The organism is Salinisphaera aquimarina, from assembly GCF_042643355.1.
Taxonomy (GTDB): Bacteria; Pseudomonadota; Gammaproteobacteria; order Nevskiales; family Salinisphaeraceae; genus Salinisphaera; species Salinisphaera aquimarina.
The window spans coordinates 1,469,388-1,485,112 of record NZ_JBHRSS010000003.1 but is presented as its reverse complement, the minus strand read 5'-3'; the positions used below and the strand labels follow the sequence as shown (position 1 = coordinate 1,485,112).

The 15,725-nt window shown below is 65.1% G+C and carries 12 protein-coding genes, 4 tRNA genes and 1 other RNA gene; 2 read left to right on the top strand and 15 right to left on the bottom strand.

Annotation, left to right across the window (positions count from 1 at the left end):
* The 5 genes from ACFOSU_RS10395 to ACFOSU_RS10375 form a co-directional block, all read right to left on the bottom strand.
* A partial coding sequence (locus ACFOSU_RS10395; RefSeq protein WP_380689254.1) for a GTP-binding protein occupies positions 1-106 on the bottom strand: 106 nt, incomplete at its 3' end.
* Positions 107-227: 121 nt separating this feature from the next.
* Positions 228-302, bottom strand: a tRNA-Thr gene (locus ACFOSU_RS10390).
* Positions 303-347: 45 nt separating this feature from the next.
* A tRNA-Gly gene (locus tag ACFOSU_RS10385) sits at positions 348-421 on the bottom strand.
* A 261-nt stretch (positions 422-682) separates the two neighbouring features.
* A non-coding RNA gene (locus tag ACFOSU_RS10380) (RtT sRNA) lies at positions 683-817 on the bottom strand.
* A 45-nt stretch (positions 818-862) separates the two neighbouring features.
* Positions 863-947 (bottom strand) — tRNA-Tyr (locus ACFOSU_RS10375).
* Between the two features lie 133 nt (positions 948-1,080).
* Here ACFOSU_RS10375 and ACFOSU_RS10370 point away from each other — a divergent pair.
* Positions 1,081-2,007, top strand: a complete 927-nt coding sequence (locus ACFOSU_RS10370) for a LysR family transcriptional regulator (RefSeq protein WP_380689149.1) — start codon at positions 1,081-1,083, stop codon at positions 2,005-2,007.
* A gap of 32 nt (positions 2,008-2,039) precedes the next feature.
* On the opposite strand, the gene ACFOSU_RS10365 is transcribed toward ACFOSU_RS10370, so the two are convergent.
* The 10 genes from ACFOSU_RS10365 to ACFOSU_RS10320 all read right to left on the bottom strand — a co-directional run bounded on the left by ACFOSU_RS10365 (position 2,040) and on the right by ACFOSU_RS10320 (position 13,789).
* Positions 2,040-2,261: a formate dehydrogenase subunit delta gene (locus tag ACFOSU_RS10365; protein ID WP_380689147.1), complete on the bottom strand. Its 222-nt coding sequence runs from the start codon at positions 2,259-2,261 to the stop codon at positions 2,040-2,042.
* A 131-nt stretch (positions 2,262-2,392) separates the two neighbouring features.
* Positions 2,393-5,299, bottom strand: a complete 2,907-nt coding sequence (gene fdhF / locus ACFOSU_RS10360; RefSeq protein ID WP_380689145.1) for a formate dehydrogenase subunit alpha — start codon at positions 5,297-5,299, stop codon at positions 2,393-2,395.
* A gap of 37 nt (positions 5,300-5,336) precedes the next feature.
* Entirely contained in the window at positions 5,337-6,875 is a 1,539-nt protein-coding gene (locus tag ACFOSU_RS10355; RefSeq protein WP_380689143.1) for an NADH-ubiquinone oxidoreductase-F iron-sulfur binding region domain-containing protein, read from the bottom strand.
* On the bottom strand, positions 6,872-7,339 hold the full coding sequence (locus ACFOSU_RS10350; protein ID WP_380689141.1) for an NAD(P)H-dependent oxidoreductase subunit E: 468 nt from the start codon (positions 7,337-7,339) through the stop codon (positions 6,872-6,874). Before ACFOSU_RS10350 ends, ACFOSU_RS10355 begins: the two co-directional genes overlap by 4 nt.
* Positions 7,340-7,670: 331 nt before the next feature.
* Positions 7,671-7,746, bottom strand: a tRNA-Thr gene (locus ACFOSU_RS10345).
* Between the two features lie 41 nt (positions 7,747-7,787).
* Positions 7,788-8,534 carry a type III pantothenate kinase gene (locus ACFOSU_RS10340; protein ID WP_380689138.1) on the bottom strand — a complete coding sequence of 249 codons (747 nt, stop codon included), beginning with the start codon at positions 8,532-8,534 and terminating at the stop codon, positions 7,788-7,790.
* Positions 8,531-9,508, bottom strand: a complete 978-nt coding sequence (locus tag ACFOSU_RS10335; RefSeq protein ID WP_380689136.1) for a biotin--[acetyl-CoA-carboxylase] ligase — start codon at positions 9,506-9,508, stop codon at positions 8,531-8,533. Before ACFOSU_RS10335 ends, ACFOSU_RS10340 begins: the two co-directional genes overlap by 4 nt.
* Positions 9,505-10,122 carry a glycerol-3-phosphate 1-O-acyltransferase PlsY gene (gene plsY / locus ACFOSU_RS10330; RefSeq protein ID WP_380689134.1) on the bottom strand — a complete coding sequence of 206 codons (618 nt, stop codon included), beginning with the start codon at positions 10,120-10,122 and terminating at the stop codon, positions 9,505-9,507. Before plsY ends, ACFOSU_RS10335 begins: the two co-directional genes overlap by 4 nt.
* 45 nt (positions 10,123-10,167) lie before the next feature.
* Positions 10,168-12,018: an AMP-dependent synthetase/ligase gene (locus ACFOSU_RS10325; protein ID WP_380689132.1), complete on the bottom strand. Its 1,851-nt coding sequence runs from the start codon at positions 12,016-12,018 to the stop codon at positions 10,168-10,170.
* On the bottom strand, positions 11,999-13,789 hold the full coding sequence (locus ACFOSU_RS10320) for a M61 family metallopeptidase (RefSeq protein WP_380689130.1): 1,791 nt from the start codon (positions 13,787-13,789) through the stop codon (positions 11,999-12,001). The genes ACFOSU_RS10325 and ACFOSU_RS10320 overlap by 20 nt, the downstream gene beginning before the upstream one ends.
* Positions 13,790-13,910: 121 nt before the next feature.
* On the opposite strand from ACFOSU_RS10320, the gene ACFOSU_RS10315 reads away from it, so the two are divergent.
* Entirely contained in the window at positions 13,911-15,686 is a 1,776-nt protein-coding gene (locus ACFOSU_RS10315) for a pilus assembly protein TadG-related protein (RefSeq protein ID WP_380689127.1), read from the top strand.
* The last annotated feature ends 39 nt before the right edge of the window (positions 15,687-15,725 follow it).

The window sequence follows — 15,725 nt, the reverse complement described above, 5'->3', positions numbered from 1 at the left end:
ATACCACCGTCAACGCGGCCGTCAACGTCGTCTTGCCATGGTCAACGTGACCAATCGTGCCGACGTTCACATGCGGCTTGTTACGCTCGAATTTTGATTTGGACATTGCTCGCCTTTCATCATTGTTGCCGTGGATCATCGAGTCGCGCGCCTGCTAGACGCCACGCCCCGCCAACCGCGGCCTCGGCATATCGACCGCGACGCCAGCCTGCCGGCCGGCGAAATTATGGAGCCCATGACCGGACTTGAACCGGTGACCTCTTCCTTACCAAGGAAGTGCTCTACCGCTGAGCTACATGGGCCTTAACTAAAACTTTGTCATCGCATGCGCCCGTGCGCACACGAATTGGAGCGGGCGATCGGGATCGAACCGACATCATCAGCTTGGAAGGCTGAGGTTCTACCATTGAACTACGCCCGCACCGTCAACCGCTCAACTGTCGTCAAATCCGGCGCTGCCTGCAAGTGCGACGCTGTCGGGGTGACGACTACGAACCTGATTCGACCAAGGCTGACCAACCGCCAACCCCGGAAACTAGCCGGTCGATCGAAAGCGTCCGGGAGGAGGATTACTCACGGCTGCGCCGCCTCGTCGAACCTCTAACGGTTCGAACCCTCCTTCTACCTGATTCGCTATCGACCCGCCCGCGAGTCTGCCTCAAGTTCGATTTTCCAATTCAACTGGCGGAAGGAGGAGGATTATTCGCAGCTGCGCTGCTCACCCTCCGGGCTGGTCGCGTACCGCGACCATTCTCGATCGCTTCGCGCTCTCGTCGAACCTCTAACGGTTCGAACCCTCCTTCTACCTACTCAGCCACCTTCAACCTTTGCTGCTTCTTGCTTCACTTGCATTAAATCAAACTGGTGGAGGGAGGAGGATTCGAACCTCCGAAGGCTGAGCCGACAGATTTACAGTCTGTTCCCTTTGACCGCTTGGGTATCCCTCCACAATCGAGCCGCGCATTGTTGGGAATCGCGAAGCGAATGTCAACCACGGAAACGCGAGCATTGGGCACGCGCATGTCCGTATGATGACGACACAGGCCGGACCGGCATGAAACGCCCACCCGAAGGCGCACGATGGATATAAAACAACTGCAGTATCTGGTCGCACTTGCGGAGGAGCGACACTTCACCCGCGCGGCCGAGCGCTGCAACGTGACCCAGCCGACGCTCTCCGGCCGTATCCGCCAGCTCGAGCAGGAACTGGGCGTACCCATCGTCGAGCGTGGCCAGCGTTATCACGATCTGACCCACGAGGGCCGCCGGGTGCTGCAGTGGGCACAGGCGATCCTGCGCGATTGTTCGGCCATGTACGAAGAGCTCTCCGCGCTCAAGGGCGGGCTGTCCGGGCGTCTGGCGCTGGGGGTCGTGCCGTCCGCGCTGCCCATGGTGGTGGGCCTGACCCGCAGCATGCGTCAACGCTATCCGGACGTGCAGTTCGCGGTGTACTCACGCACGTCGAACGAGATCCTGCGCGAGATCCAGGATTTCCAGCTCGACGCCGGCATCACCTATCTCGACAACGAACCGATCCGGCACATGCATACGCATGTGCTCTATCAGGAGCGCTATTGCCTGTTCGTGCCCCGTTCGCACCCATGGGCGGGGCGGCGCACGGTCACCTGGCGCGAGGCATCAGGCGAGCCCCTGTGCCTGCTCACACCGAACATGCAGAACCGACGGATCATCGATCAGGCCTTCGAGCATGTCCGGCGACAGCCGGTGGCGCCGGTGGAGACCGAGTCAATCGTCAATGTCTGGGCGCATATCAGGTTCGCCGGACTGAGCAGCATCCTGCCGGCCTATTTCAGCGAACTGCTGGCCCCTGACGCCTCGGTCCGCGCGATCGCGCTCGAGGATACGGAAACAGCCTATCGGGTCGGCCTGGTCACGCTGGAGCGGGATCCGCTGTCGCCGCTGGTGTCGGCGCTGTTCGATATCTGCCGCGAAAGCCGATTCTTTCCGCTCGAAGCCGGCCCGCCAACTCCTTTCGCCGACGACTAGATGCCGCGGACAGGAAGCCGGGCGAGCAAGGCTTATGCAGCCTGATCGGCGCGAATCGACTCGATTGCGGTCAGCACCAGCGGATGCAGGCCGGCGCCGCCGTTGGCCGCATATTCCAGCAACTGGGCGCGCATGCGCGGCTCCCAGAACTTGCGGATATGCCCTTCCACGCCTTCCTCGGCGCGAGCCTGCGGGTAGACTTTGAAATACTCGGCGATCTGGTTGGCCTGACGCACCATCTTGTCGGCGTCCATCGCAATCTCCTTGTGCGTTGAGCCGGGCCGGCCGTCTTTTCTCGGACCAGCCGGCCGTTATGTTCATGGGGCCACACGGCGCTCGGGTGTCGACGAGCCACGCGCGGGGCGGCCGTCGACCGGGAAACCGGCTATTCGGCCGGCTCCCACTCCCGATCGCCGTCCTCGAAGCCCGCGGCCACGGTATCCGGGTCGCGCACCGGCTGATCGCCTTCGATCTGCTGCTGACGCTCACGGGTGTCTATATACCGTTTCTGCCACTCGCTCATGGTGTTGCACGGGCGCACTTCGACCGCGGTCACCTTGTACTCGGGGCATTCTGTAGCCCAGTCGGAGAACTCGGTGGTGACCACGTTGGCGGCGGTTTCCGGAAAATGGAAGGTGGTATAGACCACGCCCGGCGTCATCCGCTCGCTGACCTTGGCCCGCAGGGTGGTTTCGCCCATACGGCTGGCAACGGCCACCAGCGTGCCGTCCTTGATACCGCGCATTTCCGCGTCCGAGGGATGCACTTCCAGCCAGTCCTCGGCGTGCCACAGACGATTCGCGGTGCGCCGGGTCTGCGCGCCCACGTTGTACTGCGACAGAATACGACCGGTGGTCAGCAGCAGCGGGAAACGGCGGTTGGCGCGCTCCTCGGTCGGCTGGAACGGCGTGAGCATGAACTTGCCCTTGCCACGCACGAAGTTGTCCACGTGCATCACCGGCGTGCCGTCCGGATGCTCGTCGTTGCACGGCCACTGCACGCTCCCCAGGGCATCGATCTTGTCGAAGTTCACGCCCTTGAAGGTCGGCGTGGTGCGCGCAATCTCGTCCATGATCTCGGACGGGTGGCTGTAGTTCATCGGGTAGCCGAGCGCGACCGCGAGCAACTGGGTGATCTCCCAGTCCGCATAGCCACCCGGCGCGGTCTTGATCTTGCGCACCCGGTTGATACGGCGCTCGGCGTTGGTAAAGGTGCCGTCCTTCTCGAGGAAGGTGGACCCCGGCAGGAACACGTGCGCATAGCTGGCGGTCTCGTTCAGGAAGATGTCCTGAATGATCACGCACTCCATGGCTTCCAGGCCGGCGGCGATGTGCTTGATGTTGGGGTCGGACTGGAGAATGTCCTCGCCCTGTACGTACAACGCCTTGAACGTTCCACCGGTGGCCGCGTCGATCATGTTCGGGATGCGCAGCCCGGGCTCGTGATCGATGGACACGCCCCACTCGGCCTCGAAGATATCGCGCACGCTCTTGTCGGATACGTGGCGATAGCCCGGCAGTTCGTGCGGGAACGAGCCCATGTCACAGGAGCCCTGCACGTTGTTCTGACCGCGCAGCGGATTCACGCCCATACCGGGCCGGCCGATATTGCCGGTCGCCATGGCGAGGTTCGCCATGCCCATGACCATGGTCGAACCCTGGCTGTGTTCGGTGACACCCAGGCCGTAGTAGATCGCCGCATTGCCACCGGTGGCAAACAGGCGCGCCGATTCACGCACGAACTGCGCCGGTACCCCGGTGTACTGTTCGGTGTTCTCGGGGCTGTTTTCCTCGCGCAGGATGAACTCGCGCCAGCCGTCATATTCGTCGAGATCGCAGCGCTCTTCGACGAACGCGCGGTTTTCCAGGCCTTCGCTGAGCACCGTGTGCGCCAGCGCGTTGACCAGTGCCACGTTGGTGCCGGGCTTGAGCTGGAGATGATAGTCGGCCTGCACATGCGGCGAACGCACCAGGTCGATCGCGCGCGGGTCGGCCACGATCAGACGCGCGCCCTGCTGTAGACGCCGCTTCATCTGTGAACCGAACACGGGATGCGCATCGGTCGGATTGGCACCGATGACCAGAATTACGTCGCATTTCTCGACCGAAACGAAATCCTGTGTACCCGCCGAGGTACCGAAGGTCGAATTCAGACCATAGCCGGTCGGCGAATGACAGACCCGGGCACAGGTATCGACGTTGTTGGTGCGGAATACCGCGCGCGCCAGTTTCTGCACCAGGAAGGTTTCCTCGTTGGTGCAGCGCGAGGATGTGATCGCGCCCAGCGCGCCGCGCCCGTATTTGTCGCGAATGCCGGTGATCCGCTCGGCCGAGAAGTTGATGGCCTCGTCCCAGCTGACTTCCTTCCACGGGTCGGTGATCTTTTCGCGGATCATCGGCTTGGTGATGCGATCCGGGTGATTGGTATAGCCCCAGGCGAAGCGGCCCTTGATGCAGGAATGCCCCTGATTGGCCTTGCCTTCCTTGGCCGGAACCATGCGCACCACCTCGTCGCCCTTGATCTCGGCGTTGAACGAGCAGCCCACACCGCAATAGGCGCAGGTCGTGGTGACCGATTTCTCGGGCATGCCCATCTTGACCACGTCCTTCTCGATCAGGGCTTCGGTCGGGCAGGCCTGCACGCACGCACCGCAGGACACGCACTCGGAGTTGAGGAAATTGTCGCTGTCGGTGCCGGCGGAGATCATCGACGCAAAGCCGCGGCCGTCGACCGTCAGCGCGAACGTGCCCTGGGTTTCGTTGCAGGCACGCACGCATCGCGAGCACACGATGCAGCGGCTGGCATCGAAATCGAAGTAGGGATTGGAATCGTCGATCACCGCATCCTGATGATTGCGGCCGGACTTGCCGTAGCGGTTCTCGGTCACGCCCAGATCGCGCGCCAGCCCGAGTAGCTCGTCGTCGCCGATGTCGTCGGAGGTTCGGCTCTCGCCGGCATGATCGGACAGATACAACTCGACCACGCCGCGGCGCAGCTGATCGAGCTTGTCGGTCTGCGTGGAGACCTTCATGCCTTCCGCGACCTGGGTCGTGCAGGAGGCCGGATAGCCTTTCCGGCCGTCGATCTCCACCAGACACAGCCGGCAGGAGCCAAACGGCTCGAGCATGTCGGAGGCACACAGCTTGGGCACATCGATACCCGATTCGATCGCGGCGCGCATGACCGAAGTGCCTTCCGGCACGGTCACGTGCTGGCCGTCGATCTCGAGGCTGATCTGGGTGTCGGACTCGCGCTGCGGCGTGCCGTAGTTGATCGGGTTCAGAGATGCCATGGCGACCTCCTCTTGTAGTGGTGTCCAGCGATGATCGCTAGACCGTCTCGGCGGGCTCGGCCACGCCGAAATCCTGGGGAAAATGATTCAGCGCGGACAGCACCGGAAACGGTGCCATGCCGCCGTGAGCACACAGCGAGCCGTTGATCATGGTGTCGCACAGCTCGCGCAACAGTTCGATATTCTCGTCGCGATCGCGCTCGTCGATGATGCGGTCGATGACTTCCTGGGCCCGCACCGAGCCGACCCGGCACGGCGTGCACTTGCCACAGGACTCGATATCACAGAACTCCATCGCGAAACGCGCCTGCTGGGCCATGTCGACGGTGTCGTCGAAAACCACCACGCCGCCGTGGCCGATCATCGCCTTGACCTCGGCCATTTCCTCATAGCCGAGTTGGGTACCCAGATGCTCGGCCGGCACATAGGCGCCCAGCGGGCCACCGACCTGTACCGCACGCACCGGCCGGCCGCTCGCGCAGCCGCCGCCGATATCGTTGATCAGATGATCGAGCGTGACCCCGAACGGCATCTCGTAGAGGCCCGGCCGGGCGACGTTGCCGCACAGCTGGATGGTGAGCGTGCCGCGCGACTTGTTCACGCCCAGATCATGATAATTGGGCGCGCCCTGGGCCAGGATCGACGGCACGGTTGCCAGCGTGATCACGTTGTTGATCACCGTGGGCTGACCCATGAACCCCTGGATCGCCGGCAGGGGCGGCTTGAACCGCACCAGCCCGCGCTTGCCTTCCAGACTCTCCAGAAGCGAGGTTTCCTCACCGCAGATATAGGCACCGGCGCCCATGCGCACCTGGATATCGAAGGCCTTGCCGGAGCCGAATATATCGGCGCCCAGCATGCTGTTCTCGCGGGCTACATCGAGCGCAGCCTTGAGCGTGCGCGCGGCGTCCGGATACTCGGAGCGCAGATAGATATAGCCGTGTTCCGCGCCCACCGCGACGCCGGCGATCGCCATGCCTTCAAATAGCGTGAACGGGTCGCCCTCCATGAGCATGCGATCGGCGTAGGTGCCGGAGTCGCCTTCGTCGGCGTTGCAGACGATGTATTTCGGCGTCGCCGGCGCGTCATGTACGGTCTGCCACTTGATGCCGGTGGGAAAACCCGCACCACCGCGACCGCGCAGACCCGATTCCTTCACTGAATCGACGATCTTCTGCCCGTCGTGCTGGAGCGCCGCGCGCAGGCCGGCACTGCCGCCATGGGCCACGAAGGCATCCCAGTCGGTGGGAGCGATTACGCCGCAGCGCGCAAATGTCAGCCGCCGCTGGCCCTGCTCGCGCAGCAGCGTGTCGATATCGCCGACATAGCGGGGATGATTCTCGACGCTGCCATCGGAAACCGCCGCGATCAGCGCCTCGACATCGCCGGCTTCAATCGGCCCGAAGCCCAGACGGCGTCCGTCCTGCTCGATCTCGACCAGTGGCTCGAGCCAGTAGAACCCGCGTGAGCCGGTGCGAACCACATCGGCCTCACCTATCGCGCGCGTGAGCGCATGCGCGGTGTCTTCGGCGCCGATGGAAACGGCCGCGCTGTCCTTGGGTACGTAATATTTCATGACGGCGCTCCGCTGTGGCCACCGGCCGAAAACAGCCCCGCCACGCGCTCGGGGCTCATGCGGCCGATCGTACGTCCGTCGAGCTGCACCGACGGCGCGCAGGCGCAATTGCCCAGGCAATAGACCGCTTCGAGATCCACATCCTCGCTGCGCTGGGACGCGGTCGTGGCCGCCGACCAGACCTCACGTCCACCGACCGCCTGACAGGCTTCCGCGCGACAGACCTTGAGCGTATGGCTCGCCTGCGCCTTGCGATGAAAATCGTGATAGAAAGTCACCACACCGAATACGTCGGCGCGCGACAGATTGAGTTCATCGGCGATCTGCTGGATCGCTTCGTCGGATACATAACCGAAATGTCCCTGCACGTCGTGCAGGATCGGCAGCAGCGGGCCGTTGCTCGCCGCATGGATTGCACAGATCGCTGCGATCTGTGGATCACCCTTGCCGTTACTCCTCGCCATTGCCGAACCCTTTATGACTTTAATGTATGGCGCCATCGGCGCACGCTAATGGGGCGCGTCGCGACAACACGCCTTTGGCATAGCAATACACTTCGCCGAAATCCTGTCAAATCGGGCGGACCGATGGGGTTATCGGCGTTATCTATGGTGCACTGCAGCGAGGCGTGAGCCACAAGGCCTGCACCGCAATCGCACGGATAACCCGGCGTACCGAGCCTACGCCGAAAGATGAATCGCGTTCACGAACCGGCGGCGTAAAACGCGCGGCCCGGCCGTAGCGGCCACGCCGCATGCCGGTACGAAGGGCATGAACCAAGGACTAAGGGAAAGATGGAGCCGGCGACAGGAGTCGAACCCGCGACCTACTGATTACAAATCAGTTGCTCTACCAACTGAGCTACGCCGGCTTTGAGAGACACCGCAGGCACGAATGGCGTGCGGCATGTCGTTATTCTGAACGCTGACGCGCCGGCTGACCACCCCGTGCCTCACGCTCGGCGTGCACGGCAAGCCCTTCCAGCACCAGATGCGGCACCACTTGCCACGGTCGCGCCAGCCGCGGGGCCAGCAACTCGGCCTCGCCTCCGGTCAGCAACAGCCGATCCGGCGCGAGATCGAGCGCCGCCGAATCCAGCACGGCGATCGCGCAGCGCAGCGTGCCCGCCGCGATCGCGCTGTCGGTATCCCGCGCCAGCCAGGCGTGTTCGTCCGGCACGTGCGTCGGCCGCAGTTGGGTCGCGTTGCGCAGCGCGAGGCGCATGCTGTTCACCCCCGGCGCAATCAGGCCGCCGCCGTGCACGCCGTCGGCGCCGACCCAGTCCAGCGTCAGCGCGGTGCCGACATCGGCAATGAGAACCGACCCCTCGGCACGGGCCTGGGCAGCGACACAGGCCATCCAGCGATCCACGCCCAGCCGCTCGGGACGGGCATAGGCGTTGACGAGCGGGCCGGATCGCGCGGTACTGACCACACGATGCACCGCCAGTGCGTGGTCGGCGGCGAAAATGCGCAGCGCCTGGATCGCGCTGTCATCGGCCACGCTGGCGACATAGATGCCATCCAGGGAGTCGCTGGGCAGTCGCGCCGTCCAGTCAGGGTGCCGGGCGCGCCAGATCGCGCCGGTCTCGGCCAGCGTGTGGCCGCGGGCCAGGGCCCATTTGACGCGGGTGTTGCCGATATCGATGAGCAGGTTCACGGCGCCACCCGCAGGCTGACATCGCCCGAGTACAGCGCCACGACCCGACCGTCGATCTCGACCTGCAGCGCGCCGTCCGCGGCGATACCGCGGGCGATCCCCTGGCGCTCGCCCTGGGCTTCGAGGACACGGACGTTGCGATCACGGGCGGCGTCGTAGCGCGCCCAGCGCGCCTGGAACGGGGCGAAGCCCTGGGTTTCAAAATCGAGTACGGCGCGCATGACGGCATCGAGCATGCCCGCGGCCAGCCGGTTGCGGGCCGGCATCACCGGCAGGTGGTCGCGCAGCCGCGTCCACGGCTGATCGATACCTTCGCCCTGCAGCGCCTGCATGTCCAGATTGAGCCCGAGCCCGATGATCAGGCGCGCGCTGCCGCCGACCTCGCCCTTGTGCTCGATGAGAATGCCGCCGAGCTTGCGGTCGCCGGCCCAGAGATCGTTGGGCCACTTGAGGGCGATCTGTTCGGCACCGAACGCAGTCAGCGCATCGGCCACGCAGACCCCGACCGCCAGACTGAGCGCGCCCAGCGGCGCGCGCGGCGCGGCCACATCGCGCGCCAGCGACAGATACAGATTGGCACCGAACGGCGAAGCCCAGGGCCGCTGGGCGCGTCCGCGGCCCGCCGACTGGTATTCCGCCAGGCAGGCACGGGTCATGCCGTCGGCGCGCCGCGCCAGCTCTGCATTGGTCGAGTCGGTGCGTTCGAGCACGATCAGGTCGTCGACCCGCGTGCGTGTGCTGTCCGCCAGATGCGCGTCGATATGCGCGGCGTCCAGCAGTTCGAGCGGCGTCTTCAGCCGATAGCCGCGCCCGGCCACCGAATAGATATCCAGGCCAAGCAGACGCAGATCGGCCACGCGCGCCGAGATCGCGGCGCGGGTGATTCCGAGCGTGGTCGCCAACGCCGGGCCGCTGTGCCAGGCGCCGTCGGCGAGCAGGGCCGCCAGCGTGGGTGCCGGGGACGTTGCGGTCACCGTCTGCGCCACATCACCCGCTCGAAGCGGTTTTCCGTGCCCGCACGCAGTCGTTTGATGTTCTCGCGATGGGTATAGACGATGAGGACGGTCATGGCGATGACAAACAGCTTGGCCGCTGCGGTGGCGGCCGGCGCCACTACGCAGGTGAGTGCGACCGCCAGCATGCCGAGGATGGTGGCCAGCCCGACGAAACCGGTGGTCACGAGCGTCCCGATCCAGACCACCAGCCCGACCAGCAGCGCGGCCGGGAGCAGGACTAGCAGCACACCGATCAGCGTGGCCGCGCCCTTGCCGCCCCGAAAACCGAAGAACACCGGATAGACATGTCCGATCACGGCCATAGCGCCACAGCCGAAGGCGGCCGCCTGGCTCACGCCGAAAATTGCCTGCACCAGAAGTGCGGCAACCACGCCCTTGAGCAGATCGAAGGCCAGCACTGCGGCGCCATAGCCGCGCCCGCCGGTGCGCAGGGCGTTGGTGGCCCCGGCATTGCCGCTGCCGCTGCGGCGCGGGTCGGCGCTGCCGAACAGGGGCGCGAGCAGCAGACTGCCCGACAGCGAACCGATGAGATAGGCCGCGACCAGCGCGAACACGATGAGCAACGTATTCATCCCCTGCTATCCACCTTGGGTCCTATCATCGGGCACGCGCATGACTCAGCCCTGATTCGTGTTCTGCGACACGTCCGCCTTTTCGCCCGGCGCGCGTCGACCGTAGAGCCGGGTAATGTCGCGAGCATAACAGCGGGCCACACGTCGACGCCTGATCTTGTCGGTCGGCGTGAGCAGCCCGTTGCCCTGGCTCCAGCGATCCGTTGTGATCGCCACCCGGCGAATCTGCGCATGCGCGGGATAGCTGGCCAGCAGACGCGCGAAGCGTTCGATGAAGAAGTTCTCTAGCCGGTTGCTGGCGAGGCTAGCCGGCAGATTCGGATCCAGCGACAGGCGTTTCATCACCGGCACCAGCCGGTCGGCGGGGCAACTCACGATTGCGGCCAGGACCGGGCGGGCTTCGCCCACCACGACCGCGCGTTCCACCAGGTCGTCCAGGCACAGCGCATCCTCGATCGGCTCCGGCGACGCTTTCTCGCCGGTGGTCATCACGATGACCTCTTTCATGCGGCCGGTGAGATACAGCCGTTTCTTGTCCAGCCGGCTCACCTTGTCGCCGGTATGCAGCCAGCCGCCCGCCGACAGCGTGGCGCGCGTGGCTTTTTCGTCGTCCCAGTAGCCGTGCATGACCCCGGGGCTGCGGATCAGCAACTCGTTGTCGGGCCCGACCTTGGTCTCGACACCGTCGAGCACGATGCCGACGCTGTCCAGTTCGTTGTCGTCGATCCGGTTGACGCTGACCACCGGCCCGGCCTCGGTCAGGCCATAACCTTGCAGTACCGGCACGCCCAGCCCCACCAGCGTGCGCGCCACGGGGTATGGCAGCGCTGCGGCACCGGAGATGGCGTATTGCATGTCGGTACCGAACAGTCGCAGGCAGCGGCGCGCCACCAGCCGCCGCAGAATCGGCCACAGCAGATGCCGCAGATGCCGGCGCGTGCGCCCCTGCTGGCGTTCGAATACCGATTCGCCGAGCTTGATGGTGAAGGCGACCAGCCGCTGAATGGAGCGCGGCCGGCGTTTGAGCCAGCGATTGAGTTCGACATAGAAGCGCTCGTACACCCGCGGCACCCCGACCAGCGTGGTCACCGGCGTGCGTGCGAGCGTCAGGCCCAGAAAACGCGGATGTCGACAGAAGGTAATGGTCGCACCGGTGATCATGCCGCGGTAGGCGTTGACGACGCGTTCGTAGCAATGCGGCAGCGGCACATAGGACAACGAATGCTCGTCTTCGACGACCGGCAGCGCATCGGCGCAGGCATAAGCGTTGTAGAGCAGATTGGCATGGCTGAGCATGGCTCCGCGCGAACGCCCGGACGAACCCGAGGTATAGACAAGGCTGGCCAGCGCATCCGGCTCGGCGCCTGCCGGCGCGACGGCATCCCGAGAGCGCTCGGCGAGTAAGGCATCCGCGCTTCGGACGCGGGAGCCGGCCACGACCTCGCCGCTGAACACGATGGCCCGCCGCAGTTCGGGACAGCTGTGTTTCGCCAGGATCCGGTCCGCCCAGCGGGCCTTGACCGCGACCAGCACGCTCGCGCCACTGTCGACGATGGTGCGGGCGTTGCTGGGCGGCGTATCCGCACAGAACAGACCGACGGTGACCGCGCCCAGCGACAGAATCGCCTGATCCACGCAGACCCATTCGGGGCTGTTGCGCAGCATGATCGCCACCCGGTCGCCCGGGCCGACACCCTCGGCGGCGAGCACCGCGCGCCAGGCGCGAACCCGTTCCGCGGCATCGGCCCAGGATAGTTCCACCCACGCGTGCCGGCGCGGCGAGTAGAAACGATAGGCCAGCGCCTCGGGCGTGCGTTCCACCCGCGCCGCAAACAGCCCGCAGAGCGTGTCCGCCGCGGCGCGCGCGACCCAGGCGTCAGGCCGGGGCGCGGTCATTCTGCAACCAGCGCGCGCGGCGCGCATGACAGGAATCATCGGCAGTATCGTCAATCGACAGCTGCCATTCCGGCGCCGCCTCGGGGCCCAGCAATACCGGCCGTACGATCAGTTCGTCGCCACGAAACAGATGTACCGCCACCTCGGTGCCGCCGGGATAGCGTGCCAGCCGCGCCGCCAACTGATCGCCGGCCTCGAGCCCATCGAAGGCCACCAGCCGATCGCCGGCGGAAATACCGGCGGCCTGGGCCGGCGTATCGTCGAGCACATGCACGACTATGGGCATGGCATCGCCGCTCAGGCGCAGGCCGAGGCGTCCCAGCAAAGCCGCTGCATCGTCGGTCGCCGGGGCGCAGGTCGCCTTGATGCCGAAATAGCCCAGCCAGTCGGCCCAGGGCGCGTCGATTGCGGTGTTCAGATGGCGATCGAAGAAATCATCCAGAGCAAGGCCGCTGACCTCGGCGGCAATCCGAGCCAACCCGCCCTCCGGCACCGGCGTGCCGTGCTGGCCGTAGTCTGTCCAGACCTTGCGCATGATGTCATCGAGGGTGACGCGTTCGTGGGTCTCGACGCGCAGCTTCAGATCCAGCGCCAGCGACAGTTGCGCGCCCTTGCCGTAGTAACTGACCACCGCGTTGGGCGTGTTCTCGTCGGGCCGATAGAACTTCAGCCAGGCATCGAAACTGGACTGGGAAAGACTCTGGCGATGCCGCCCGGGCGTGCGGTCGATCCGGGTCGCGAGCTTGGCCAGGCGATCGAGATAACCCTGTTCGCCGATCACCCCGGCGCGCACCAGGCCCAGGTCATCGTAGTAGGAGGTCACGCCCTCGTAGGCCCACAGATCGCGGAAGTAGGCCTCGTCGGCCAGATCGCTCTCGGCGACCGCGGCCGGCCGGATGCGCTTGACGTTCCACAGATGAAAATACTCGTGGCTGCAAAGCCCCAGCAGCGTTTCATAGGCTTCGCTGCGCTTGCTGTCGGCCGTGCCCGTCACCACGCTGGGCAGGGCATCGCGTGCCACCTGCAATACGCTCGATTCACGATGTTCCAGCCCGCCGAAGCCGCGCGGCGTGACCTGGGCGAGGAACAGATATTCGCGCGCCGGCAACGCATCGAACACCCGCGCCTGGGTCTCACAGATCGCGGCAAGATCGGTCGCCAGCCGACGCGTGTCGGCGTCGTGCGAACCCAGCAGCACAAACGCATGCGGCACGTCGCGCACGCTGTAGTCCACCCGTTCGATCGCCTGGCCCATGGCCACCGGATGATCGATCAGATCCCAGTAGCTGTCCGCGCTATAGACACCGAAGCCGTTGGCGTCCACATCGGTTGCGGGCAGCGTGGTCACCACGCGCCAGTCGTCGATGCCCGGTGGCGGTGCCAGTCTGACCCGGCAGGGTGCGTTGCCCATCGCCTCCGGGCGCAGAGCCAGCGACGTGAAATTGAAGAACCCACGGCGGTCGTCGAGAAATGCCGCCCGCACCGATTCGTCGCGAGCATAGAACTCACAGACCACATCCAGCGTGGCGGTCCTCGGCGTGCAGGCCCAGGCATGTCGCGAGACCGATTCGACCGCGATCGGCTCGCCGTCGCAGCGCGCCGAAATCGACAGCAGATGGCGGGCGAAATCGCGAATCACATAGCTGCCCGGGATCCAGGTGGCCAGATTCAGGTGCAGCGGGCGCCCGGCACGCACGTCGACGCGCAGGTCTACACGAAAGCGGTGCGCGGCCGCGTCAATCGGGGTGACGGTATATTCCAGCGGTGCCATGCAGTCCTGATTTTTCCTTCGGGCCGCGCAAGTCTACGCGCCGTGCCCTCGCCTGCCCACGGGCGCCATTCAGCCGCCACGCCCGAAGCCGATACCTCGATAAGTCCAGATAGTTTACGCAATGCCGCCCTGCTTGCGTTGCACCACGGGGGATACCGCGGACGTGATACGACGTTTGCCCATCGGCGGACGCCGCCAGCGCGGCGCCATTCTGATCATGACCGCTGCGTTTATCGTGGCCGCCGTGTCGTTGCTCGCGCTCGCCGTGGATGCGGGGCGGCTGTATGCCGCGCAGCAGAAACTGCAATCGGCCGCGAACCTGGCTGCGCTGGACTCCGCTCGACAGGCCAGTGGCTGCCGAACGGACCTGGGCGTCGACGGTGAGGCGGCCGCCAGCGCGAGCGTTGCCCGCAATTACGCCGCGCGCACCCCGGCCAGCCTGCCGACGGTCAGCCGTTTCCAAAGCGGTCAGGTGCTACCGGATCAGGACACGAAGTTACGCGTGTTCAGTGCCGATAATGCGCCGACACAGAAACCCAATGCGGTCCGGCTGACGGTGGTCGACAACAGCTTCCGGCCACTGTTTTCACTGTTTTCGGATACCGACACGACTCTGAGCGCTTCGGCCGGAGCCATCAGCCGGCCGGAAGCCAGCCTGCAATTCGGCACCACCCTGGCAAACGTCGACCCCACCCTGCTATCCGCTCTGCTGGATACGGATATCAGCGTAGCCAGTCTCGGAGACCTGGCTAACGCCCGCGTAACCCTCGCCGACCTGGTCGATATCCAGAGCAACGTCATCAGCGTCGAAGACGTTTCTCGGATATCCATCAGCGAGGCGCTCAACAATGTCTCGGGTCAATTGAGCACGTTATCGGGCAGTGTGGTCAACGCAGTTCGCGACTCCCTGGGCGATCAGCCGCTCTCCGCGGTACTCGGCATCGCCGGGCCAATCGGCGGTGACGCCTCGGTGGCGCTGGGCAATATCGTCAATGCGGCGGCCCAGTTAGTGGCGATAGACCGTGACCAGGCTGTCCCTCTGGATCTCTCTCTGCCGGGCGTGAATGCCAGTCTGCGCCTGCTGGCGCCGCCAAAAACCGAGATCGGCCCGGCCGGCAAACCCCAAGATGGCGACTACTACACCGTCGTGCATTCGTCGCAGCTCTCGCTTGCCCTGAGTATAGATCTGGACATCAACCTCGGGCTTGCCAGCGTCGCAAAGGTCACGCTGCCCGTCGGTATTCAAGTCGCGCAGGGCACCGCGCAGCTGGAACGAATCGACTGCCCGACCCTGGCCGATCGTTCGTACACCGTGGTCGTGACCGGCAATACCGCGCTGATCGCGGCCGCGATTGGCAGCGTCCGCTCCGACGGCAGCATCGACACGACTCAGGCCGCCCGCGTGACGGTTCTTGGCCAACCAGTCGCAGAGATTTCCAACGACGGCAATATCCTGTCGACAATTCCGGCAGGCGACGAGTTCGAGGCTGTTTTCGACGATATCGAAAGCCTCGACGACTTCCCGAGAGTCTATACCGGCGACGATGAATTGCGCACCGCCGACATCGCCTCACTGCTGGGCGACATCAATCTGCATGTAGATCTGTTGCGCGATGACAGCAGTAACGGCGGACTGCTGGGCGGTCTCCTGGGCGGTCTCGGCGGATTGCTGAGCGGGTTGACCAACGCCATTCTCGGCCCGGCGCTCGACGGCATTACAGCCATCCTCCAGAGCGCGGTGACGAACACCCTGGGTCCGGTGCTCGACCCCGTTCTGGCCGGCCTGGGCGTCAGCCTGGCCGTGCCGTCGGTCACGCTCGGTGGGCTGAATCCGAACCAACCCGAACTGTTCTGCACTTCTGCCGGCGACTGCGGCTTCGTCTCGGCGGACGAATGAACCGACGGCCTAAAAGCCGACCCCGAGCACCTTGCGGAA